This is a genomic window from Actinacidiphila polyblastidii (assembly GCF_036353415.1).
Taxonomy (GTDB): domain Bacteria; phylum Actinomycetota; class Actinomycetes; order Streptomycetales; family Streptomycetaceae; genus Actinacidiphila; species Actinacidiphila polyblastidii.
The window spans coordinates 115,924-138,165 of sequence record NZ_JAZEWV010000003.1; the positions used below are offsets into that span (position 1 = coordinate 115,924).

The following is a 22,242-nucleotide window of genomic DNA, read 5'->3' on the forward strand; positions in this document are numbered from 1 at the left end:
CCACCGGGTCCCGGCGGCGGCCGGGCGAGGGAGGCCGGGTCAGGCCGGAGGGGTGGAGCCGGCGCGGGAGCGGGCCTTGAAGGCGGACTTGCGGGCTTCCTTCGCGGCCTTGCGGTCCGGGTGGAGGCGGCCGATGGCCTCCAGCACGTCCGCGGTGGCCGGGTGGTCGACGCGCCAGGCCGCGTCGAAGAAGCCGTCGTGCCGTGCGACCAGGTCGCGGACCAGCTCGGTCAGCAGCCCGGGGTCGTCGTCGGCCGCGAGCTGCGCGGCGAGGGTGTCGACGGTGAGCCAGTAGACCATCGCGGAGTCGGGCGCGGGCACGTCGGCCGCGCCGCGCTCGGTGAGCCACACCCGGGCCAGCCCGCCGAGCTGCCGGTCGTCCAACACCTCGCGCAGTGCCGGTTCCGCGTCGCCGCCGAGCAGGGCGATCGACTGCTGGCACATCAGCCGGCGGCCCGGCCCGCCCTCGTCGTCGCCGCGCGAGGCGGCCAGCAACTCCCGTGCGGCGTCCACGGGTTCACGACCCTGCAGCCACAACTCCGCCTCCTCCCGGGCCGCGTGGTCCGGAAAGTTGGCGAGCGCGGCGAGCAGCTCCGCGCCGGGCCGCCCCGCGAGGTCGCCGAGCGCGGGCGCGAACGCCCCCGCCTCGGTGAGCCGTTCCCGCATCCCGTGCACTCCGAGCGGGGTCAGCCTGACCATGCCGTAGCGGGAGATCTCCTCCGGGTCGAGGTCGTCCGCACCGGACGCCACCCCGTCGGGCTCGCCGTCCTCCTCGATCAGCGCCTCGTCCACCGGCTCGTAGTCCAGCAGGCCGGTCGGCGCGAGCAGCCGGAAGTGGTCGTCGAGCCGCATCATCACCTCGGTGACCTCTTCGAGCACCGCGTCGCTCGGCTGCTCCATCTCGTCCGGCACCACCAGCGAGGCGGCCAGCACCGGCAGCGGGACCGCCGCGCCCCGCGGGCGCTGCTCGGGGCCGCCGTCCATCGCGGTCAGCGCGTAGAGGTTGGCGAGCGCGGCGTCCAGGAAGTCCGCCTCCTCCTCGGGGTCCCAGTCCAGCTCGTCCAGCATCATGTGGTCGCCGTCGTCGAGCACGCCGCGCAGCGACTCGTAGTCCGGCGAGGCGGCCTCGGCGAGCGCCGACTCCGCGACGGAGAGCCACAGTTCGAGGATCTCGCGCGGATCGCCCTTCTCGACGCGGCCGAACGTCTCGCCGGGCAGCGCGCGTCCGGCCGGCTCGCCTGCCTGTGTGGACTCGCCCGCCTGCTCGTCGATCTCCACCGCGAGCAGGCCGGTGTCCACCGCCGCGCCCCACGCCTGCGCGGTGTCGGCGAGGCCGTCCTCCTGCCCGTCCAGGCCGAGTTCGGACACCGCGGCGGCGAGCGCGTCTCCGGTCAGCTCGCCCATCGCGTCGACGTCCCGGTACGGCGCGGCCCATCTGGTCAGCCGCAGCGCCCGGTCGAGCAGCGGTACGGCCAGCGCGAGCCGGGCCAGGTCGTCCACGGGAAGCAGCCGCACGGGCGGCAGGACGAGAGGACTTGCGGACATCGGGAGTGCTCCCATTCGGCGTCTCATCGGGGTTGGAAACGCGCTGTGGCACACCCGGGGCGCGCCGGGGCACGGCTGTGCCCGCGACGCCGCGAGGACGTACCCGCCGCGCGGAATCAGGGTATTGCCTGTGCGGCCCCCGCCGGTGGCGCACCGGACAGCACGGGTTGCCGGGAGTATCCTCACCCCCCGCCCGCGCGCCCGCGCATCCGGACACACGCCGGCGCGGGTGCGGGCGGCGGCTCGTACGGCCGCCCGACCGGGAGCCGTTGCGCGCGGGAGCGGCGGGCGGCAGGGTGGCCGGATGGGCGGATCGGCGCAGGACACCGGGGAGTTGTCGCGGAGCTTCATGGCGGCGGTCGGCAGCCGGCAGACCGTGGCGGTCCTGCTGCCGGTGCGACTGGCCGCGGAACCGCCGTGGACACCGGGGCCGTTCCCGTTCCCGGTGACCGACGGGGTCGCGGACACGGCCGCCCGGTCACGGCTGTTCACCCCGGCCAGCGCGCGGGCGCTGTACGGGCAGCGGTGGCACACCCGCGGCGCCGCCGAGCGGGACGGCTGGCGGCTCGACGCGATGGAACTGCTGCGCACCCCGAGCGCCCGATCGCCCCACCGGGCGCTGGCGGTGCTGCACTTCACCGTCTCCGGGACGCCGCTGCTGCCGGCCTTGCGCGCGATCAGCGGCCGCGCCGGCTCGGCGGGCGCGGACCCGCTGACCGGAGCGCTCGAACCGGCCGCGCTGCTGTCGGGCGTCGCCTCGACCGATCCGCCGGCCTCGCCGTTCGCGCCGGCCCGCCCGTACACCGTGGCCTTCCTCGCGCCCGACGCCGCGACTGGCGCCGCCCTGCGCGACGACGGTCCGATGGGCGGCGAACTCCCCGCGTCCGCGGACCTGTTGCTGCGCTCCTTGGCCTCGCGCGCGACGCCCGCCGACATCCCGCTGCCCGCCGAGCGGCTGGCCGGCCTGCGGTCCGGCGCGGTCCGGATGTCGGCCGACTGGAGCGCGCTCGTGCTGCGCCAGGGCGCCGCCTTCCTCGGCCACCGGCCGGACACCGGGCCCGGCGACTTCTACGACCACGCCGCGGTCGGCGCCCGCGGCGTCCACCTCGACGCGATCCTCCTGGGCACGGTCCAGCGCGACCTGATCGAGGAGCTGACCGACGACCTGTCGGAGGTCTTCACCGGCCCCGGCGTGACGCTGACCCGCCGGGTCGGCGCGCTGGAGCGGCGCATCGCGGTCTTCCGCAGCGCCTACTGGCGCCAGCACCTCGACGCGCACGGCCCGGCCAACGAGGTGCTCCTCGCCTTCCAGGCCAGGCACCGCCTCCCCGAGCGCTTCGCCCAGATCCTCGCCGAGGCCGCGGACTACGCGCGCCTCGCGCAGACCCAGGAGAGCCAGCAGATCGCTGCGGCGCTCGGGCTGCTCACCATCCTCGGCCTGCCGGTCTCCACCGCGCTCGGCATCCTCCAGGTCCTCGGCGACACCGCGCCCCGGGATCTCGTGCTGGCCCTCACCGCCGCCCTCGCCACCGCCGGAGCGGCGCTGCTCACCCGCTACGGACGCCTCGTCATCGGCTCCCTCCGCGGCTGAGCGGCCCTCCACGGCTGAGCGGCCCCCCGGGCCGCGCACACGGCACGCACCCGCACCGCTCCCGGGGGTGTTCCCCGCCTCTGCCCCCGACGGGGCCGCCGGTCCCCCGACCACCCCGCCGTACACCCGACCCGCACACCCCGACCCCGCACACCCCGGACGGGCAGCGAGCTGGACCAGAGGCCCGGTCGACCGCAGGGGACGGGGAAGGAGGGTCCCCGCAGGACTGCGAACGCAACACCGGCGGAAAGCCAGCCGACGCGACGGAGACGTTCGCAGTCCGAGGAGACGCTCCCGGACCGGCACCGACCCCACCAGCCCGCACCAGCCCGCACCGGCACAGGCAGGCACAACCCGCGGCCGAAGGCCGCACCGCACCGCGCCGTCAGTTGTGGCTGTGGAGCACCGCGTTGAGGCCGCCCCAGGAGCCGGTGCGCTGGAGCACCTCGACCTTGCCGGTGGTGGAGTTGCGGCGGAAGAGGAGGTTGTCCGCGCCGGACAGCTCGAGCGCCTTGACGATCCGCCCGTCCGGCAGGGTGACCCGGGTGCCGGCGGTGACGTAGAGGCCCGCCTCGATCACGCAGTCGTCGCCGAGGGCGATGCCGAGGCCCGACTCCGCGCCGAGCAGGCAGCGCTGCCCGACCGAGACGGTCTGCGTGCCGCCGCCGGACAGCGTGCCCATGATGGACGCGCCGCCGCCGACGTCGGAGCCGTCGCCGATCACGACGCCCTGGGAGATGCGGCCCTCGACCATGGAGGTGCCGAGCGTGCCGGCGTTGAAGTTGCAGAAGCCCTCGTGCATGACGGTCGTGCCGGAGGCGAGGTGCGCGCCGAGGCGGACCCGGTCGGCGTCGGCGATGCGGACGCCGGCCGGGGCCACGTAGTCGGTCATCCGGGGGAACTTGTCGACGCCGTACACCGCGAGGTGCAGGCCGTCGGCGCGGGCGGCCAGCCGGGCGGCCTCCAGCTGCGGGACGGCGACCGGGCCGAGCGAGGTCCAGGCGACGTTCGCCAGCAGGCTGAAGACGCCGTCGAGGTTCTGGGCGTTGGGCCGCACCAGGCGGTGGCTGAGCAGGTGCAGCCGCAGGTACACGTCGTGCGTGTCGAGCGGCTTGTCGTCGGTGGAGGCGATCGCCGTGCGGACGGCGACGATCTCGACGCCGCGCCGCGGGTCGGGGCCGAGCGCCTTGGGGGCCGCGCTGCCCAGCTCCTGCGCGGCCTCCTCCGCGGAGAGCCGCGAGGTCCCCGCGGGCCCCGGCTCCTCGGTGAGCTGCGGGGCGGGGTACCAGGTGTCGAGGACGGTGCCGTCTTCGGCAATGGTGGCGAGGCCGGCGCCGACGGCACCGATAGCGCGGTTCTCAGTCATGGACAGCACGCTAACGCCTCCGGCGCGGCTGCAAGGAATCGCCTCCCCGCGCGCTGCCGGCGCGGCTGGAACCGCGTCAGTGCCGCGGCGCCGGGGCCGGTTCCTCCCAGGCGGCCGCCCGCGCCGCCGACGCGCCGAGGACGGCGCAGCGCAGCCAGTGCTCGCCCGGGGCCAGCCGGGCGGTGAGGAGCGGGAGGGCGGTGCGGCGGGCGAGCACGTTGGTGCCGGGGAGGAGGTCGAGGACGCGGCCGGTGCGCGCGCCGTCGAGATCGCGCAGGCCGCTGAGGTCGCCGGCCGGGGAGACGGCGGCCGCGGCGGCGTCGGCCTCCTCTCGGCGGGCGAGGCCGCCGTCGCGGTCGACCGCGAAGCCGCCCTCGTACGCGTGCAGGGCTCGCCCCGTGCGGACGCGGTGGGTGCGCAGGTGCCAGGGCGCGGCGGCGCTCAGCCAGGTGGTGATCTCCACGTCGGGCCAGGGGCGCCAGGTGCTGCTGATCGTGCCGTCGTCGCTGGTGTGCGGGTCCTCGCAGGTCTCGCGGACGCGGAAGTGCACCGGCTCGTCCGGGTCGTCGCTGAGGGCGAGCACCGAGTCGTGCGCGCCGTGCGCCGCCCCGGTTTCGCCGGCCGGCAGGCTGAAGCCGAAGCGGGTGGAGTACGCGAACTTGGCGTACTTCGCCGGCCCGCCGCGCGCCCAGGTGTTGTGCTGGCGCCCGCTGAGCAGCGTCACGTCGCCGCCGGAGCGCATCAGCACCGCGCCGGGGTGCGGCTGCACGAGGGTCTCGGGCAGCGCGGCGGGCGGCTCCTCGGGCGCGGTCCAGAACGGGTCGCCGGCGGGCAGCGCCAGCGGCAGGAACGCCTTCATCGCCCAGTACGGCGACGCGGGCCCGTTGTACTGCTCGGCGACGGCCGGCTGCGGGTAGCCGTAGCCGATGCTGAGCAGCCCGCCGGGCGAGGTCCGCGCCTCGCGCGCCCGCCACCACCGCAGGTGCCGCAGCAGCAGCCCCTTGACCTCACCGGGCGGCAGCGCGTCCACCCCGCCGTAGGGCAGCGCGCCCCAGAACGCGCCCTGGGCGAAGCGGTAGGTGAGGCTGCGGCCGTACGGGACGGCGGAGCCGTCGTCGGCGAACCAGTGCCGGAAGCCGGTCGCGAACTCGGCCGCGCGGTCCCGGAAGCGGGCCGCGCGGGCCGGTTCCTCGGGGCCGGCCAGGGCCGCGTGGATCAGGCCGTAGTAGTGCATGGCCCAGGGGATGTAGTAGTCGCGCTGGGCGGTCGCGCCGTCGGCGTACCAGCCGCCGCCGAGCGCGTACGTCTCCAGGCGGTCCAGCCGGGCGCGGCGGGCCTCGCGGTCGTGGGCGTACCCGACGCGGTCCAGGCCCAGGCTCACCATCACCGGGAAGAAGTTCCAGTTGTTGGCGGGCGTCACCCGGTCCAGGCAGGCGGCCAGCCAGGCGCCCGCACGGTCGCGCTGCGCGCCGTCGAGCGGGTCCCACAGGCGTTCCGGGACCAGCGCGAGCGCGAAGCCGATGGCGGCCATCTCGACCAGGCGCTGGTCGACGTCGGTGGGCTCGCCCCAGAACTCGGGGTGGTCGGGGTCGGTGCCGTGGGCGAGGCCGCGGGCCCACACGTCCCAGTGCGCGAAGTCGCCGCCGCCCGCGCCGAGCGGGGCGAGGCCCCACAGCGGCCGGGCGTAGCCCTCCAGGTCGGCGGCGGTGTCGTCGTGGTGGGCGATGTTGACGCCGAGCCGGATGCGCGCGCCGCCGGGGGACGCGTACCGCACCAGGGGCTCCGCGAGGGCGCGCACCCACGCCTGGAGCTCCTCGCGGGCCGTCGGGCCACTCGGTCCGTGCGGTCCCTCCTGGGCTCCCTCCTGGGGTCCCTGCGTGCCCTGCCGTCCCTGCGCGCCCTGGGCCATGGGTGGCCGCCCCCTCGCTGTCCGGTGTGCCGTCCGACCGGTCGTCCGACTGGCCGCAGTTGTCGCGCGGCCGATGTTGCGACAACTTTCGCAACATCGGCCGGGCCCGTCAACGGACCGCCCGTGCCGGCTGCCGTCACCCGCCGCCCTGCCGTACGGGAGGCGGGTGCGCGCGGCTTCGGCTCGCCCCTCCGGGTACCCGCTCCGCGGCCTCGGGAGCGCCGCCAGGATGCGCTTCGCGCAAAGGCGACGAAACTGGGACATGGAGCGAGGACGCGTCGAACGTCGACTCGCGCCCCCGTGCGGGGTCGTGTCGTGTGCCCTCCGCGGCCGCCGCGGGGTGGGGACGCGGCGTCACCTCGTTCGGAGCACGCTCACTCGACAGTGAGAAGGCGAGCCAGATGAGCGAACAGAAGAACCTCGGCATGGCCGCGGCCGTGGCCGGCGGCTATCTGCTCGGCCGGAACAAGAAGGCGCAGATGGCCCTCGCCGCCGCGGCGGTGCTGGCCGGCCGGGGGCTGAGTCCACGCGGGCTGGTGGCGGGAGGTGTGCGCCGGATTCCGGGGGTGCCGTCCGGCCACGGCGCCGGGGACACGGAAAGCGACGCGGAAACGGAGGCCGGCGAGGGCGACGAGGGCGGGGGCAAGGACGAGCACGGCCGCCTGAGCCGCGCCGCCCGGCATACCGCCACCGCCGTGGGCACCAAGGGGCTGACCGCGCTCACAGGCGCCCTGCACGAACGCACACGCCGCCTGACGGAGGGGCCGGACGACGCCGGCGACGCGGAGGACGCCGACGAGGACGCCGACGAGGACGCCGACGACAGCGACGACGTCGAGACCGAGGACGCGGGCGCGGACGCGGAGCCCGAGGAGCCTGCGAAGCCCTCGAAGCCAGCCGCCAAGAAGGCCGCGCCGAAGAAGCGCGCCCCGGCCGACGCGAAGCCCGCGGCCAAGAAGCAGCCCGCGGCCCGTAAGACGGCCCGGAAGGCGGCGGACGGCTCCACGCGCCCGGCGCGGAAGTCCGCCCCGGGCCGCGCGAGCACGGCGAAGAAGGCAGCACCGAAGAGCCGGACGGCGAAGAAGCCGGCCACACGGCCCCAACGGGACAGGTGACCAGTCATGGCAACCGACCAGAAGAGCACGGCACCCGACCAGACGCCGATGGCCCTGCTCAAGCACGAACTCGGCCAGTACGTCAGCGCGCGCGTGATGAACGTCGCCCGCAAGGCGGGCAGTCGCCTGTCGGACGCCACCGATCGGCTCATCCCGGTCGATGAGGACAGCGGCACCATCCCCAAGATCGGCGCGCGCGTCCTGCACGGCGAGAACCCCGCGAAGGCCATCGCGGAGGAGAAGGCCAAGGACATCAAGAGCGGGGTGACCGACAAGGCCAAGGGCGTCAAGGACGCGGTGGCCGGCGGGCTCCCGGGCAGCGGCGGCAAGAGCGGCAAGAGCGGCAAGGACGACGACGCCACCGACAGCAAGTCGACGAACATCGTCGAGATGATCGACGTCGGGGTGCCGCTGCGCACCGCCTACGACCACTGGACCGAGTACGAGAACTTCAGCGACTTCACCAAGGGCGTCCAGGTGGCCGAGCGCGGTGAGGAGGCGACCAGCGAGTGGACGGTCAAGATCGGGCCGTCGACCCGGACGTGGAAGGCGACCATCCAGGAGCAGATCCCCGACGACCGCGTCGTGTGGACCTCCGAGGGCTCGCTGGGCACCACCCAGGGGGCGGTCAGCTTCCACGAGATCACGCCGACGCTCACCCGGATCATCCTGGTGCTGGTCTACTACCCGACCGGCATCGTGGAGAAGACCGGAAACATCTGGCGCGCCCAGGGCCGCCGGGCCCGGCTGGACTTCAAGAACTTCCAGCGGTACGTGACCTTCGCGGAGGACGAGGCCGAGGGCTGGCGCGGCGAGGTCCGCGACGGCGAGGTCGTCAAGACCCACGAGGACGCCATGGCCGAGGAGGAGGAAGAGGAAGAGGCCGACCCGGACGACGAGGACGAGGAGCCGGACGAGGAGACGGACGAGTACGAGGACGAGGACGAAGACGAGGAGACGGACGAGGATGAGCGCTGACGGCGATCAGGGCGACGACGCACTGCGGCAGCCGGTGACGCGGGGCAATCCGTCCGGGGAACCCGACGTCTACCTGGACGTCCCCGAACTCAAGGTCGACGAGATCGACTTGGAGGTCGAGGACCTGCGGGCCCGGGTGGCGCTGCACACCGAGGTGCTCGACCTGCTGAAGCTCGACGTCGGGGTGGACCTCGTCCTCGGCCGCGTCAAGCTCGACGTCACCGGCGTCGAGGCGCAAGCGCTGCTGAAAGTGCGCCTGGACAACGTCGCGGACATCGTGCGCGGAGTGCTGCAGACGATCGACGACAACCCGCAGATCCTGGAGCAGATCACCGCTCCCGCGGGCGCCGCCGTGCAGGCGGCGGGAGAGGGCGCCGGCCGCGCGGTCGGCGAACTCGGCCGAGGCGCGGGAGACGCGGTCCAGGAGGTCGGGTCCGGCGCGGGGCGCGCGGTCGAGGACGTGGGGTCCGGCGCGGGAGACGCGGTCCAGGAGGTCGGGTCCGGCGCGGGAGACGCGGTCCAGGAGGTCGGGTCCGGCGCAGGCCACGCCACCGAGCAGGTCGGCCGAGGCGCCGGCGAGGCGGTGGAGGACGTCGGGGGCAGCGCCGGAAAGACCGTGGAGCAGACCGGGTCGAGCGCGGGCAGCGCGGTCGAGGACGTGGGGCGGGAGGCGGGGAAGACTGTTCAGGACGCCGGGTCCGCCGCCCAGGGCGCGGTCGGGGACGCCGCCGGGGATGCCGCCGGTGGCGTCGTCAGCGGCTCGGATGACGCGGGCGGCGCGGTCGACGACATCAGCGCCGAGGCGTCCGCGACGACCGACGAGGCCGAGGCGGGCGAGCCGGCGGACGGCCCGGCCGCGCCCCGCGCGGCGGAAGGCGTCCCGCGCGGCGGGCGCAGGAACGCCGGCCGGGCCGGGACGCGGTCCGGTGCCGCCACCGCGCGGTCACCTCGTCGCGGCGCCCGGGACCAGGACTCCGCCCACCGGCGGGCCGCGGCCCGCCGCCACACCCGCCGCGAGAAGGCGACCTAGCCGCCCCGACGCGCTGACGGCCGCAGCGCGGGTGCGCGGCGGCCGTCGGAGGTGCGGGGTCGTACCGGTGGTGCGGTCAGACGTTGAAGCCCAGCGCGCGCAGCTGCTCGCGGCCGTCGTCGGTGATCTTGTCCGGGCCCCACGGCGGCATCCAGACCCAGTTGATCTTCAGGTCGGTGACGATGCCCTCGGTGGCGGTCCTGGCCTGCTCCTCGATCACGTCGGTGAGCGGGCACGCGGCCGAGGTCAGCGTCATGTCCAGGGTGGCGACGTTGGATTCGTCGACGTGGACGCCGTAGATCAGGCCCAGGTTGACCACGTCGATGCCCAGCTCAGGGTCGACCACGTCGTACAGGGCTTCCCTGATCTCTTCCTCGGAGGCCGGCTTGAGGGCGACCTCGGTGTTGTCGGTCATGCGGTCTCCTTACCTGCGGGGGCGTCGTCGCCGGCCAGTGCCTGCGCCGTCGCGTCCTTCCACGCCATCCAGCTGAGCAGCGCGCACTTCACGCGCGCCGGGTACTTCGAGACGCCGGCGAACGCCACCGCGTCCTCCAGCACCTCCTCCATGGCGTCGTCCGGCTCGATACGGCCCTTGGACTGCATCAGCTCCAGGAAGGTCTCCTGGATCTTGCGCGCCTGCGCGACGTCCTTGCCGACCAGCAGGTCGTTGAGCACCGACGCGCTGGCCTGGCTGATCGAGCAGCCCTGGCCCTCGTACGACACGTCGCCGATCACCTGGCCGTCCATCCGCACCCGCAGCGTGATCTCGTCGCCGCAGGTGGGGTTGGTGTGGTGCACCTCGGCCTGGCCGTCCCGCAGGCCGCGCCCGTGGGGGTGCTTGTAGTGGTCCAGGATCACGTCCTGGTACATCGAGTCGAGCTTCACAGCAGCACCACCATCAACCGAAGAAGTTCCGGACCTGCTCCAGACCCTCGACCAGGGCGTCGACCTCGGCGGGGGTGGAGTACAGATAGAACGACGCCCGCGTGGTCGCAGGAATTCCGTAGCGCAGGCACACCGGGCGGGCGCAGTGGTGGCCCACCCGCACCGCGATGCCCTGCTCGTCGAGCACCTGCCCCACGTCGTGGGGATGGATGTCGCCGAGCGTGAAGGAGATCGCCGCACCGCGGTCCTCGACCGTGGTGGGGCCGACGATCCGCAGGTCGGGGACGTTCAGCAGGCGCTCCAGCGCGTACGCGGTGATCGCGTGCTCGTGCGCGGCGATCTTGTCCATGCCGATCGCCGACAGGTAGTCCACGGCCGCGCCGAGGCCGACCGCCTGGGCGATCGGCGGGGTGCCCGCCTCGAACTTGTGCGGAGCGGGCGCGTACGTGGAGGAGTGCATCGACACGGTCTCGATCATCTCGCCGCCGCCGAGGAAGGGCGGCAGGTCCTCCAGCAGCTCCTGGCGGCCCCACAGCACGCCGATGCCGGTCGGACCGAGCATCTTGTGGCCGGTGAAGGCGACGAAGTCGGCGCCGAGCGCCTGCACGTCCAGCGCCATGTGCGGCGCGGCCTGCGAGGCGTCGATGAGCACCAGCGCGCCGACGTCCTGGGCGCGGCGCACGATGGCCTCGACCGGGTTGACGGTGCCGAGGATGTTGGAGACCAGCACGAAGGAGACGATCTTCGTCTTCTCGGTGATGACCTGCTCGATGTCGGACAGGTCGAGCCTGCCGTCGTCGGTGAGGCCGAACCACTTCAGCTTGGCGCCGGTGCGCTGCGAGAGCAGCTGCCACGGCACGATGTTGGAGTGGTGCTCCATCTCGGTGATGACGATCTCGGTGTCGCGGTCCACCCGGTAGGGCTCGTCGGCCCAGCCGAGCATGTTCGCCACCAGGTTCAGCGACTCGGAGGCGTTCTTGGTGAAGATCACCTCGTCACGGCTGGGCGCGTTGATGAAGGCGGCGACCTTGTCGCGGGCGCCCTCGTACAACGCGGTGGCCTCCTCGGCGAGGACGTGCACGCCGCGGTGGACGTTGGCGTTGTGCCGCTCGTAGTACGCGTTCAGCACGTCGAGGACCTGGCGCGGCTTCTGCGAGGTCGCCGCGTTGTCCAGGTACACCAGTTTCCGGTCGTCGTGGACCAGGCGGTCCAGGACGGGGAAGTCCTTGCGGATCGCCTCGGTGTCGAGGAGGCCGGTCAGCGCCCGGCCGGTGGACGAGGGTTCTTTCACGCGGACGCCCCACCCTTCACGTAGGACTCGTAGCCCTCCTCCTCCAGCTTGTCCGCCAGTTCGGCGCCACCGGACTCGGCGATCCGGCCGGCCGCGAAGACATGCACGAAGTCGGGCTTGATGTAGCGCAGGATGCGCGTGTAGTGGGTGATCAGCAGGGTGCCGACCTCGCCGGTCCCGCGGACCCGGTTGACGCCCTCGGAGACGACGCGCAGCGCGTCGACGTCCAGACCGGAGTCGGTCTCGTCGAGGATCGCGATCCGCGGCTTGAGCAGTTCCAGCTGGAGGATCTCGTGGCGCTTCTTCTCGCCGCCGGAGAAGCCCTCGTTGACGTTCCGCTCCGCGAAGGAGGGGTCCATCTGGAGCTGCTGCATCGTCTCCTTGACCTCCTTCACCCAGGTGCGCAGCTTCGGCGCCTCGCCGCGGACGGCGGTGGCGGAGGTGCGCAGGAAGTTGGAGACGGAGACGCCGGGGATCTCGACCGGGTACTGCATGGCGAGGAAGAGGCCGGCCCTGGCCCGCTCGTCGACGGTCATCGCGAGGACGTCCTCGCCGTCGAGGGTGACGGTGCCGCCGGTGACGGTGTACTTGGGGTGACCGGCGAGCGAGTAGGCGAGAGTGGACTTGCCGGAGCCGTTGGGGCCCATGATGGCGTGCGTCTCGCCCTGCTTCACGGTCAGGTCGACGCCCCGGAGGATCTCCTTCGTGGCGTTGTCCGCCTCGACGGTGACGTGCAGGTCGTGGATTTCAAGCGTGGCCATGGGTGACTCAGGACTCCTGGGTGACGGAGACGAGCACGTCGTCCCCAACGATCTTGACGGGGTACACGGCGACCGGCCGCGTGGCGGGCAGTCCGGACGGCTTGCCGGTGCGCAGGTCGAAGCTGGAGCCGTGCAGCCAGCACTCGATCTGGCAGTTCTCCACCTCGCCCTCGGACAGCGACACGTTGGCGTGCGAGCAGACGTCGCTGATCGCGAACACCTCGCCCTGGGTGCGGACCAGCGACACCGGGACGCCGTCCAGCTCGACCCGGTGCGGCGCGTCGTCGGCCAGCTCGCTCAGCGCGCAGGCGCGCAGGAAGCCGGCGGCCACGCTCCCGGCGCCCTCTTCGGAGAGTGTCATCCGACGGACGCCTCCAGTTCCGCTCCGATCTTCGCCATCAGGCGCTCCTCGAGGTCGGGCAGGCCGATCTGCTGGACCAGCTCGCCGAAGAAGCCGCGCACCACCAGCCGACGTGCGTCGTCGGCGCTGATGCCGCGGGACTGCAAGTAGAACAGCTGCTCGTCGTCGAAGCGGCCGGTCGCCGAGGCGTGTCCCGCGCCGACGATCTCGCCGGTCTCGATCTCCAGGTTCGGCACCGAGTCGACCCGCGCGCCGTCGGTGAGGACGAGGTTGCGGTTCAGCTCGTAGGTGTCGGTGCCCTCGGCCGCCGCGCGGATGAGCACGTCGCCGATCCACACCGCGTGCGCGTCCTGGCCCTGCAGCGCGCCCTTGTAGGCGACGTTGGACCGGCAGTGCGGGGTGTCGTGGTCGATGAAGAGCCGGTGCTCCTGGTGCTGGCCGCGGTCGGTGAAGTACAGGCCGAACAGCTCGGCCTCGCCGCCGGGGCCGCCGTAGACGACCCGCGGGTGCAGCCGGACCAGGTCGCCGCCGAAGGTGACGATCACGGACTTGAAGCTGGCGTCCCGGCCGATCAGCGCGGTGTGCTGGGCGACGTGCACCGCGGTGTCGTCCCAGTCCTGGACCGAGACCACGGTGAGCTTGGCGCCGTCGCCGAGCACGTACTCCACGTTGCCGGCGAGCGTGGCGTCGCCGGTGTGGTCGATGACGACCACGGCCTCGGCGAAGGCGCCCAGCTCCACGACCTGGTGGGCGTAGACGGTGCCGCCCTCGCCGTGCACGGCGATCCGCACCGGCTCGCTGAGCACGGTGTCCTTGGGCACGCTGATCACGGACGCCTTCTCGAAGGCGCTGAACGCCTGCGCGGCGACCCGGTCCACCGGCTTGCCCGCGGAGCCGACCCGGGAGTCGGCGCGGTCCACGGTCGAGACGGTCACGCCCTCGGGGGCGGTCACCTCGACGCGCAGCGCCCCGTTGGCCTCTGCGGTGCCGTCGTGCAGACCGCGCAGCCGCTCCAGCGGAGTGAACCGCCACTCCTCCTCGCGGCCGTGCGGCACCGGGAAGTCGGCCACGTCGTAGGACGGGGCCGCGCTGACCCGGGCGTCGGTGGGATGCCCCACCGTGATGGCGCCCTCGGTGGTGGCGCCGGCGGGCGTGTTGTCTGCCATCGCTTGTCGTAGCTGCTTTCTGGTCGGTCCGTCGTCGTGGTGGGTGGCGTGGCGGCCGGCTAGCCGACCGCGCCTTCCATCTGCAGCTCGATCAGCCGGTTGAGCTCCAGGGCGTACTCCATCGGCAGCTCCTTGGCGATCGGCTCGACGAAGCCGCGGACGATCATCGCCATCGCCTCGAACTCGGTCATGCCGCGGCTCATCAGGTAGAAGAGCTGGTCGTCCGAGACCTTGGAGACGGTCGCCTCGTGGCCCATCGAGACGTCGTCCTCGCGGACGTCCACGTAGGGGTAGGTGTCGGAGCGGGAGATGGTGTCGACGAGCAGCGCGTCGCACAGCACGTTGGACTTCGAACCGGGCGAGCCCTCGCCGATCTCGATCAGGCCGCGGTAGGAGGTGCGGCCGCCGCCGCGCGCCACGGACTTGGAGACGATGTTCGACGACGTGTTCGGCGCCATGTGGACCATCTTCGCGCCGGCGTCCTGGTGCTGGCCCTCGCCGGCGAACGCGATGGACAGCGTCTCGCCCTTGGCGTGCTCGCCCATCAGGTACACGGCCGGGTACTTCATGGTGACCTTGGAGCCGATGTTGCCGTCGACCCACTCCATGGTCGCGCCCTCGTAGGCGACGGCGCGCTTGGTGACCAGGTTGTAGACGTTGTTCGACCAGTTCTGGATGGTCGTGTAGCGGCAGCGGCCGCCCTTCTTCACGATGATCTCGACCACCGCGGAGTGCAGCGAGTCCGACTTGTAGATCGGCGCGGTGCAGCCCTCGACGTAGTGGACGTAGGCGTCCTCGTCGACGATGATCAGGGTCCGCTCGAACTGGCCCATGTTCTCGGTGTTGATCCGGAAGTAGGCCTGCAGCGGGATCTCCACGTGCACGCCCTTCGGCACGTAGATGAAGGAGCCGCCGGACCAGACCGCCGTGTTCAGCGAGGCGAACTTGTTGTCGCCGGCCGGGATGACGGTCCCGAAGTACTCCTGGAACAGTTCGGGGTGCTGCTTGAGCGCGGTGTCGGTGTCGAGGAAGATGACGCCCTGCTCCTCCAGGTCCTCGCGGATCTGGTGGTAGACGACCTCGGACTCGTACTGCGCGGCGACACCGGCGACCAGGCGCTGCTTCTCCGCCTCGGGGATGCCGAGCTTGTCGTACGTGTTCTTGATGTCCTCCGGCAGGTCCTCCCAGGACTCGGCCTGCTTCTCGGTGGACCGCACGAAGTACTTGATGTTGTCGAAGTCGATGCCGGAGAGGTCGGAGCCCCAGGTCGGCATGGGCTTCTTGCCGAACAGCCGAAGGCCCTTCAGCCGCATGTTCAGCATCCAGTCCGGTTCCGACTTCTTCCCGGAGATGTCGCGGACGACGTCCTCGGAGAGCCCGCGCTTGGCGGCGGCTCCGGCGAGGTCGGAGTCGGCCCAGCCGTACTCGTAGGTGCCGATGCCCTCGAGCTCCGGGTGAGTGGTCTCGGTGGGAGCAGTCATGCGGGGTTCCTCCCGGACGTGCTGACAGGTGCTGGAACAGGGTCGGTGTGGGGCGTGCCGGTGTCGGCGCCGCCGGCGGGCGGCTCCGGTGCCGGCGGTACGGTCAGGCTGGCCTGCGGGATGAAGGTGGTGCACACCCCGTCGCCGTGGGCGATGGTGGCCAGCCGCTGGACGTGGGTCCCGAGCAGGCGGGAGAAGACCTCGGCCTCCGCCTCGCACAGCTGCGGGAACTGCTCCGCGGTGTGCGCCACCGGACAGTGGTGCTGGCAGAGCTGCTCCCCGGCCGGGCCTGAGGGCCCGGCGGCGCTGCGCGCGGTAGCAGCGTACCCGTCCGCGGACAGCGCACGGGCCAGGGCCTTGGCGCGGTCCTCGGGGGCCGCCGCGTCCACGATGGCACGGTACCGCTCGGCCTGCGCGGCGACCCGGGCGCGGGCGAACGCGGAGACCGCGGCCTCGCCCTCGCCGCCGCCGCCGGCGGACTGGGCGATCCAGCGCAGCGCGTCCGCGGCGAGCTGGTCGTAGGACTGGTCGAAGGCATCGCGGCCGCAGTCGGTGAGCGCGAAGACCTTGGCGGGCCGCCCGCGGCCGCGGTGGCCGTAGACCCGCTGGTCGCGGGGCTCCACCATGGTCTCCGCGGCGAGGGCGTCCAGGTGGCGGCGCACGGCGGCCTGGGTCAGGCCGAGGCGCTGCGCGAGGTCGGCGGCGGTGGAGGGCCCGTGGTCCAGGATGGACCGGGCGACCCGGTTGCGGGTGCGCCGCTCCCCGGTCGTCTGCTCCTCCGCCGCCCCCTGAGCGGCACCACCGACGTTTTTCACAAGACCATTGTTGCGTAATTCATCGCGGAGCGGCAAGCGACACCCGTCGCGGGGGTGGTGGGCTGCATCACTTAGGGTCACCTCACTCCCCGCTCCCACCCACGGCGGCCCGGACGGCAGACCCTAGACTCGACGCCATGCGAAACGAGCCCGCGGTCGAGGCGACCGGTCTGGTCAAGCGGTACGGGACCAGGGCCGCGGTCGACGGCCTCGACCTGTCGGTGCCCCGCGGCGGTGTGACCGCCGTACTGGGCCCCAACGGCGCGGGCAAGACCACCACCGTCGAGATGTGCGAGGGCTACCGGCGCCCCGACGGCGGCTCCGCCCGGGTGCTGGGCCTCGACCCGGTGACCGACGCGGCCCGGCTGCGCCCGAGGATCGGGGTGATGCTGCAGTCCGGCGGCGTCTACCCGGGCGCCCACGCGGTGGAGATGCTCCGGCACACCGCGGCGCTGCACGCCCACCCGGTGGACCCGGCACTGCTGATCGAGCGGCTCGGACTGGAGTCGTGCGGCCGCACTCCGTACCGCCGGCTGTCCGGCGGCCAGCAGCAGCGGCTCGCGCTGGCCATGGCCGTGGTCGGCCGGCCCGAGCTGGTCTTCCTCGACGAGCCGACCGCGGGCCTGGACCCGCAGGCCCGGCACGCCACCTGGGACCTGGTGCGGGAGCTGCGCGCCGACGGGGTGACGGTGGTGCTCACCACCCACTTCATGGACGAGGCCGAGCAGCTCGCCGACGACGTGGTGATCATCGACGGCGGCCGCGCCATCGCCCGCGGCACCCCCGAGGAGCTGTGCCGCGGCGGCGCCGAGAACACCCTGCGGTTCTCCGGCCGGCCCGGCCTCGACCTGGTCTCGCTGCTCAACGCGCTGCCCGCGGGCTCCCTCGCCGCCGAGCTGACGCCGGGCAGCTACCGGATCGAGGGCACCGTCGACCCCCAGCTGCTGGCCACCGTCACCTCCTGGTGCGCCCAGCACGGCGTCATGCCCGACCGGCTCGCGGTGGAGCGCCGCACCCTGGAGGACGTCTTCCTCGACATGACCGGCAAGGAGCTGCGCGGATGAGCGCCATCACGAGCACGGACGCCGACGCGGACGCCGCGTACGCCACCGGGGTGTTCGCGCCGCGGCCGGGCGCCGCACCGACGCTGCGGATGATCGCCGTGCAGGCCCGGCTGGAGACCGTGATGCTGCTGCGCAACGGCGAGCAGCTGCTGCTGACCGTGATCATCCCGGCGCTGCTGCTGGTGCTGTTCAGCTCGGTCGACATCGTGGACACCGGACGCGGCAGCTCGGTGGACTTCCTCGCCCCCGGCGTCCTGGCGCTCGCCGTGCTGTCCACCGCCTTCACCGGCCAGGCCATCGCCACCGGCTTCGAGCGGCGCTACGGGGTGCTCAAGCGGCTCGCCGTCTCCCCGCTGCCGCGCTGGGGGCTGATGGCCGCCAAGACCTGCTCGGTGCTGGTCACCGAGGTGCTCCAGGTCGCCCTGCTCACGGTGATCGCGCTGGCGCTCGGCTGGTCGCCGCAGGGCAACCCGTTCGCCGTGGCGCTGCTGCTGCTCGCCGGCACCGCGGCCTTCTCCGGCCTCGGGCTGCTGATGGCGGGCACCCTCAGGGCGGAGGCGACGCTGGCGGCCGCGAACCTGGTCTTCCTGCTGCTGCTGGTCGGCGGCGGCGTGATCGTGCCGATGGACAAGTACGGGCACGGCGTGCGCGCGGTGCTGGAGCTGCTGCCGATCTCCGCGCTCTCCGCCGGGCTGCGGGACGTGCTCCAGCACGGCGCGGGCGTGCCGTGGGGCGAGCTGGGCGTCCTCGCCGTCTGGGCGGTCCTCGGCCTGGCCGCGGCGGCCCGCTGGTTCCGCTGGGAGTGACCGGCGGGGCCCGGCGCGGCCTTCACCGCCGGCGCGGCGCCCCCCTCGTGAAAGCGTGCACAAGGCGGGCGCCTACCATGTTCCCGTGCCGCAACTGCCCGACATCGTGCCGAACCCGCTCGCTCTCGTCGCCGCCCGGTGGACACCGTCCCCGGCCGCGGTCCGCAGGGCGACGCTCGCCGCCCTGGTCATGTCGGTGGTCATCGTCGTCACCGGCGGCGCGGTCCGGCTGACCGCCTCCGGGCTCGGCTGCCCCACCTGGCCCACGTGCAGCGGCGACAGCCTGCTCGGCACCCGCGAGATGGGCATCCACCACACCATCGAGATCAGCAACCGCATGCTGACCTACGTGCTGTGCGCCGCCGTCGGCTGGGCGATCGTCGCGGTACGGGCCATGGAGCCCCGCCGCACCGGCCTGTACCGGCTGGCCTGGGCGCAGTTCTGGGTGGTCGTCGCGAACGCGGTGTGGGGCGGCATCACGGTGCTGACCAAGCTCAACCCCTACGTGGTGTCCTTCCACTTCCTGCTCTCCGCCGCGCTGGTCACCGTCGCGGTGCTGACCTGGCAGCGCGTCGCCGAGGGCGACGCCTCGCCGCGCCCGCTGGTCGGCAAGCCGGTACGGCAGCTCGGGCAGCTGCTGACGGCGGCGGCCGCGGCGCTGATCGTGGTGGGCACGCTGGTCAGTGGGGCCGGGCCGCACCCGGGTGAGTCCAGCGGCAGGTACAAGGTGCAGCGCATCGGCGTCGACTGGAAGACCGTCGCGCAGCTGCACGCCGACGTCGCGTGGGTGGTGGTCGGCCTGACCGCCGCACTGTGGTTCGTGCTGCGCGCGGTGGACGCGCCGGTCGGCCCGCAGCGCCGCACCCGCGACCTGTTCCTGGTGCTGATGGGCCAGGGCGTGATCGGCTACGTCCAGTACTTCACCCATCTGCCGGCCGCCCTGGTCGACCTGCACATGTTCGGCGCCTGCCTGGTGTGGATCGCGGTGCTGCGGGTGCTGCTGTCCTTCCGTGAGCGGCCGCTGGCCGAGCCCGGCACGGCGGACGCGGCCGCGGTGCCGCTGCCCGCTGCGGGCGCCGCGTCAGCGGCGGCGGAAGGCGCCGGGGTCCGCTAGGCGCGTAGGGTGCGCCGCCCTCGGACCGGGGGCACCCGGGCCACCGCGGACCCCTGCGGTCACCACACCGGCCGCGGGTGCGGCAGCCGGCCGGCCGCGGTCGCCGGCAGCCGGTGCACCCGGCGGGCGTTGCCCTCGCCGACCAGCGCGGCGACCCGCTCCCCGTCGGCCTGCGACCACTCCCCCGCGGCGACCCGCTCGCCGACCGTGCGCCGCAGACCCGCCAGGAACTGCCGGGCCCCGGTGACGTACAGCTCCGGCAGGCCCACCGCGCCGCTGGCGAACAGCACCTTGCCGAAGGGCGTGCGGGCCAGCACCGCCGCCGGGTCGCCGCCCAGCGCCACGTAGACGTGCGGGAGCGCCGCGGCCAGGTCCGCGGCGGCCGGCTCGTGCGCGGGCCCCGGCAGCAGCACGATCTCCACGCCCAGCCCGGCGGTGGCCCGCAGGAAGGACTCCGCGCCGCGCGGGCCGCTGCCCGCGGGGCCGTACCGCAGCACCAGCGGAAGGCCGGCGGCCACCGCGTGCCAGCGCAGGTGGCGGAGCAGCACCGGGTCGGTCGGGCGGCTGCCGATCCGCCGGTCGGCCAGCCACCGGGCGGCGGCCCGCCGCACCTCGGGCGGGCTCGGCGGCCGCAGGTCGCACCCGCCGTCGGCCGGTCCCGGCGCCGGATCGCCCGCCGTGTCGCCCGGCGGCCAGGGGCCCGCGTGCCGGCCGGCGGCGGCCTGCTCCCCGTACGGCCGGCCCAGCCGCTCGGCGCCGCGCCGGGCGTGCCGGCCGCCGCCGGCCGGGGCGGTGCCGTCGCCGCAGGCGAAGCCGACCGCCTCCTGCGCGGCGCCGTGCACGGACTCGGCGAGATTGGCCAGGAAGCAGTCCACCGTGCCGGAGGTGTCGGCGACCTGCTGGGCGAGCGGTTCCAGCCGGACGACCTCGTACGCGGGCGCGGCGCCGGCCGCGCCCAGCTCCTTGGGCGCGGTCAGGTCGCCGGGTTCCGCGGAGTCGACCAGGTAGCCGGTGATGCCGGTGCCGCGCAGCAGCCGCCGGGCCGTCTCGTACGCGCCCAGCTGGCGGCGGCGGGCCAGGTAGCGGGCGGGCGGGCAGTGCGGTTCCAGGCCCAGCAGCGGCGGGCACCAGCGGCGCAGCGCGAAGCCGGTCGGGCTGTCGAAGAGGGTGGTGCCGGGCGCCGCCGCGCCCGGCAGCCTGGCCTCGAACGCGCCGAGGCCGAGGTCGCCTTGGAGCACACCGTGGCAGTACGCGTCCACGAGGTGTCCCTGCGCCCCGGCCATCCGCCGTGCTCCCGTCCCGTCGGTCTCCGTTCTCCACGGGGACTAACGCGCGAGGGCGGTGTCAGGTGTTGGCGGGGCCGCCGATCTGGATGCCGGCCATCCGGGACCACTCGTACGGGCCCGTCCTGATCTTGGCGGCGAAGCCGCCGTCGAAGGTGTCGTGCACGGTGACGCCCGCGCGGGCGGTGGCGGCGGTGGCCGTGGCGTAGGTCGGGGCGACCAGGTCGCCCCAGGCGCCGTCCTCGCCGACCAGTACGATGCGGGCGCCTCGGGCGCCGATGTACGCGACGTTCGCCTCGGCGCCGTCGTGCGCCTTGGCGAAGGCGCCGATGCGGCGGGCCAGCCGCGCCACCCGCCGCTCCTCCCGCGCGTCCGCGCGCGGGGCCTCGGCCTCAGTCGTCTCATCACCCATGCGCCCACTCTACCCACCAGTAACCCCGCCGCACACCCACCGCCGGCCGGCGGTCCGTCGGCGGCAGCAATCGCCCCACCGGGCCGCTGACGACGTGCGCGCCGCGCGGTACCCCGCGCCTCAGGGAAAACGGGCTCGCGTCAGGCGAGAGGGGAAAGCCGCGCCGGGACGGCGCTCAGTGGAGGAAGGGGTCGATCGCCACGGCGACGAACAGGAGGGTGGCGTAGGTGATCGACCAGTGGAAGAGCCGCATCTCCTTGAGCTTCGCCCCGGTGACCCCGGCCTTCGCACGGGCGTGCAGCCCGTGCGCCTCCTTGAGCCAGAACGCCCCGAGCGCCACCGCGACCAGCGGATAGAACCAGGACGTCACCCCGAGCGGCCACCACAGCGCCAGCGACGTCAGCACCATCACCCAGCTGTAGAGGACGATCTGCCTGGCCACGACCTGGTTGCCCGCCACCACCGGCAGCATCGGCACGCCCACCCGCGCGTAGTCGTCCTTGACCTTCATCGACAGCGGCCAGTAGTGCGGCGGCGTCCAGAAGAAGAGGACGAGGAAGAGCACGAAGGGCGCCCACGCCAGCTCGTCGCGCACCGCCGACCAGCCGATGAACACCTGGAGGCAGCCCGCGACGCCGCCCCACACGATGTTCTGCGCGGTGCGGCGCTTGAGCCACAGGGTGTAGACGAAGACGTAGTAGAGGATCGCGGTCAGCGACAGCGCCGCCGACAGCGGGTTGACCAGCAGCGCGAACCACACGGTGGAGACCGCCGAGAGGACCACGCCGAAGACCAGCCCCTCGGTCGGCGAGACCAGCCCGGTGACCAGCGGACGCTGCTCGGTCCTGTGCATCAGCGCGTCGATGTCGCGGTCGATGTACATGTTCAGCGCGTTGGCGCCGCCCGCGGACAGGTATCCGCCGACCACCGTGGCGAGCACCAGCCACAGGTCGGGCACACCCCCGGCGGCCAGGAACATCACCGGAACCGTCGTGATGAGCAGCAACTCGATGATGCGCGGCTTCGTCAGCGCCACGAACCCCATCGCGCGGGCTCCGAACGGCCGGTGACTGGAGCCAGTCCCGATGACCCCGGCGGGTCGGGATTCGACGGCCGTCACGAACACCCCAAGACAAGATGAGTCAGCAAGCACCCGGCCACCGGCGGAATCGGCGGGACCCAGTGAGGCTTGCGCGTACCACGCCACTCTAGAGGTAGGGAATACCCGGCTTCCGCCGGGGGGTGGACGTGTCCCCGTCCGGCCCCGCC

General features: G+C 73.6%; 21 protein-coding genes. 7 read left to right on the forward strand and 14 right to left on the reverse strand.

Going from position 1 to position 22,242, the window contains the following annotated elements:
• Positions 1 to 39: 39 nt before the first annotated feature.
• The gene (locus V2S66_RS05665) at positions 40 to 1,545 is read right to left on the reverse strand and encodes a hypothetical protein (RefSeq protein WP_330793342.1); all 1,506 of its coding nucleotides are present in this window, start codon (positions 1,543 to 1,545) and stop codon (positions 40 to 42) included.
• 304 nt (positions 1,546 to 1,849) lie between these two features.
• Here V2S66_RS05665 and V2S66_RS05670 point away from each other — a divergent pair, with 304 nt between their 5' ends.
• Positions 1,850 to 3,136 carry a hypothetical protein gene (locus V2S66_RS05670; RefSeq protein WP_330793343.1) on the forward strand — a complete coding sequence of 429 codons (1,287 nt, stop codon included), beginning with the start codon at positions 1,850 to 1,852 and terminating at the stop codon, positions 3,134 to 3,136.
• 385 nt (positions 3,137 to 3,521) lie between these two features.
• Here V2S66_RS05670 and dapD read toward each other — a convergent pair whose 3' ends face one another.
• Positions 3,522 to 4,502: a 2,3,4,5-tetrahydropyridine-2,6-dicarboxylate N-succinyltransferase gene (dapD, locus tag V2S66_RS05675; protein WP_330793345.1), complete on the reverse strand. Its 981-nt coding sequence runs from the start codon at positions 4,500 to 4,502 to the stop codon at positions 3,522 to 3,524.
• A gap of 76 nt (positions 4,503 to 4,578) precedes the next feature.
• Positions 4,579 to 6,411, reverse strand: coding sequence for a DUF2264 domain-containing protein (locus V2S66_RS05680; RefSeq protein ID WP_330793346.1), 1,833 nt, complete (start codon positions 6,409 to 6,411; stop codon positions 4,579 to 4,581).
• Positions 6,412 to 6,812: 401 nt separating this feature from the next.
• Between V2S66_RS05680 and V2S66_RS05685 the strand changes: the two genes are divergently transcribed.
• Genes V2S66_RS05685 through V2S66_RS05695 form a run of 3 tightly spaced genes read left to right on the forward strand, consistent with a single transcriptional unit; the run spans position 6,813 to position 9,534 of the window.
• On the forward strand, positions 6,813 to 7,526 hold the full coding sequence (locus V2S66_RS05685; RefSeq protein WP_330793347.1) for a hypothetical protein: 714 nt from the start codon (positions 6,813 to 6,815) through the stop codon (positions 7,524 to 7,526).
• A 6-nt stretch (positions 7,527 to 7,532) separates the two neighbouring features.
• The gene (locus V2S66_RS05690; protein ID WP_330793348.1) at positions 7,533 to 8,504 is read left to right on the forward strand and encodes an SRPBCC family protein; all 972 of its coding nucleotides are present in this window, start codon (positions 7,533 to 7,535) and stop codon (positions 8,502 to 8,504) included.
• Entirely contained in the window at positions 8,494 to 9,534 is a 1,041-nt protein-coding gene (locus V2S66_RS05695) for a hypothetical protein (RefSeq protein WP_330793349.1), read from the forward strand. Before V2S66_RS05690 ends, V2S66_RS05695 begins: the two co-directional genes overlap by 11 nt.
• A 76-nt stretch (positions 9,535 to 9,610) precedes the next feature.
• Here the strand turns inward: V2S66_RS05695 and V2S66_RS05700 are convergent, their stop codons facing one another.
• From V2S66_RS05700 to V2S66_RS05735, 8 genes are read right to left on the reverse strand one after another with little or no spacing between them, the layout of a single operon-like run.
• The gene (locus tag V2S66_RS05700; RefSeq protein WP_330793351.1) at positions 9,611 to 9,949 is read right to left on the reverse strand and encodes a metal-sulfur cluster assembly factor; all 339 of its coding nucleotides are present in this window, start codon (positions 9,947 to 9,949) and stop codon (positions 9,611 to 9,613) included.
• A complete protein-coding gene (gene sufU, locus V2S66_RS05705; protein ID WP_330793352.1) occupies positions 9,946 to 10,419 on the reverse strand; it encodes a Fe-S cluster assembly sulfur transfer protein SufU in 474 nt (157 codons plus the stop codon). Before sufU ends, V2S66_RS05700 begins: the two co-directional genes overlap by 4 nt.
• 13 nt (positions 10,420 to 10,432) lie before the next feature.
• Positions 10,433 to 11,680 carry a cysteine desulfurase gene (locus V2S66_RS05710; protein ID WP_330793571.1) on the reverse strand — a complete coding sequence of 416 codons (1,248 nt, stop codon included), beginning with the start codon at positions 11,678 to 11,680 and terminating at the stop codon, positions 10,433 to 10,435.
• Positions 11,681 to 11,706: 26 nt separating this feature from the next.
• The gene (gene sufC / locus V2S66_RS05715; RefSeq protein WP_330793354.1) at positions 11,707 to 12,471 is read right to left on the reverse strand and encodes a Fe-S cluster assembly ATPase SufC; all 765 of its coding nucleotides are present in this window, start codon (positions 12,469 to 12,471) and stop codon (positions 11,707 to 11,709) included.
• A gap of 7 nt (positions 12,472 to 12,478) precedes the next feature.
• The gene (locus tag V2S66_RS05720; protein ID WP_330793355.1) at positions 12,479 to 12,832 is read right to left on the reverse strand and encodes a non-heme iron oxygenase ferredoxin subunit; all 354 of its coding nucleotides are present in this window, start codon (positions 12,830 to 12,832) and stop codon (positions 12,479 to 12,481) included.
• Positions 12,829 to 13,998 (reverse strand): Fe-S cluster assembly protein SufD, encoded by a 1,170-nt coding sequence (gene sufD, locus V2S66_RS05725; protein WP_330793356.1) that lies wholly within the window; start codon positions 13,996 to 13,998, stop codon positions 12,829 to 12,831. Before sufD ends, V2S66_RS05720 begins: the two co-directional genes overlap by 4 nt.
• 59 nt (positions 13,999 to 14,057) lie before the next feature.
• A complete protein-coding gene (gene sufB / locus V2S66_RS05730) occupies positions 14,058 to 15,479 on the reverse strand; it encodes a Fe-S cluster assembly protein SufB (protein ID WP_330793357.1) in 1,422 nt (473 codons plus the stop codon).
• Positions 15,476 to 16,294, reverse strand: coding sequence for a helix-turn-helix transcriptional regulator (locus tag V2S66_RS05735; RefSeq protein WP_330793359.1), 819 nt, complete (start codon positions 16,292 to 16,294; stop codon positions 15,476 to 15,478). The genes sufB and V2S66_RS05735 overlap by 4 nt, the downstream gene beginning before the upstream one ends.
• A 137-nt stretch (positions 16,295 to 16,431) precedes the next feature.
• Between V2S66_RS05735 and V2S66_RS05740 the strand changes: the two genes are divergently transcribed.
• The 3 genes from V2S66_RS05740 to V2S66_RS05750 all read left to right on the forward strand — a co-directional run bounded on the left by V2S66_RS05740 (position 16,432) and on the right by V2S66_RS05750 (position 19,278).
• Positions 16,432 to 17,358, forward strand: a complete 927-nt coding sequence (locus V2S66_RS05740) for an ABC transporter ATP-binding protein (RefSeq protein ID WP_330793360.1) — start codon at positions 16,432 to 16,434, stop codon at positions 17,356 to 17,358.
• A complete protein-coding gene (locus V2S66_RS05745) occupies positions 17,355 to 18,164 on the forward strand; it encodes an ABC transporter permease (protein ID WP_330793361.1) in 810 nt (269 codons plus the stop codon). Before V2S66_RS05740 ends, V2S66_RS05745 begins: the two co-directional genes overlap by 4 nt.
• Before the next feature lie 85 nt (positions 18,165 to 18,249).
• Positions 18,250 to 19,278, forward strand: coding sequence for a COX15/CtaA family protein (locus V2S66_RS05750; RefSeq protein WP_330793362.1), 1,029 nt, complete (start codon positions 18,250 to 18,252; stop codon positions 19,276 to 19,278).
• A 59-nt stretch (positions 19,279 to 19,337) separates the two neighbouring features.
• On the opposite strand, the gene V2S66_RS05755 is transcribed toward V2S66_RS05750, so the two are convergent.
• The 3 genes from V2S66_RS05755 to V2S66_RS05765 form a co-directional block, all read right to left on the reverse strand.
• Positions 19,338 to 20,561: an amidohydrolase gene (locus V2S66_RS05755; protein WP_330793364.1), complete on the reverse strand. Its 1,224-nt coding sequence runs from the start codon at positions 20,559 to 20,561 to the stop codon at positions 19,338 to 19,340.
• A gap of 61 nt (positions 20,562 to 20,622) precedes the next feature.
• Entirely contained in the window at positions 20,623 to 20,973 is a 351-nt protein-coding gene (locus tag V2S66_RS05760; protein WP_330793365.1) for a hypothetical protein, read from the reverse strand.
• Positions 20,974 to 21,148: 175 nt separating this feature from the next.
• Positions 21,149 to 22,093: a heme o synthase gene (locus tag V2S66_RS05765; protein WP_330793366.1), complete on the reverse strand. Its 945-nt coding sequence runs from the start codon at positions 22,091 to 22,093 to the stop codon at positions 21,149 to 21,151.
• Positions 22,094 to 22,242: the final 149 nt, after the last annotated feature.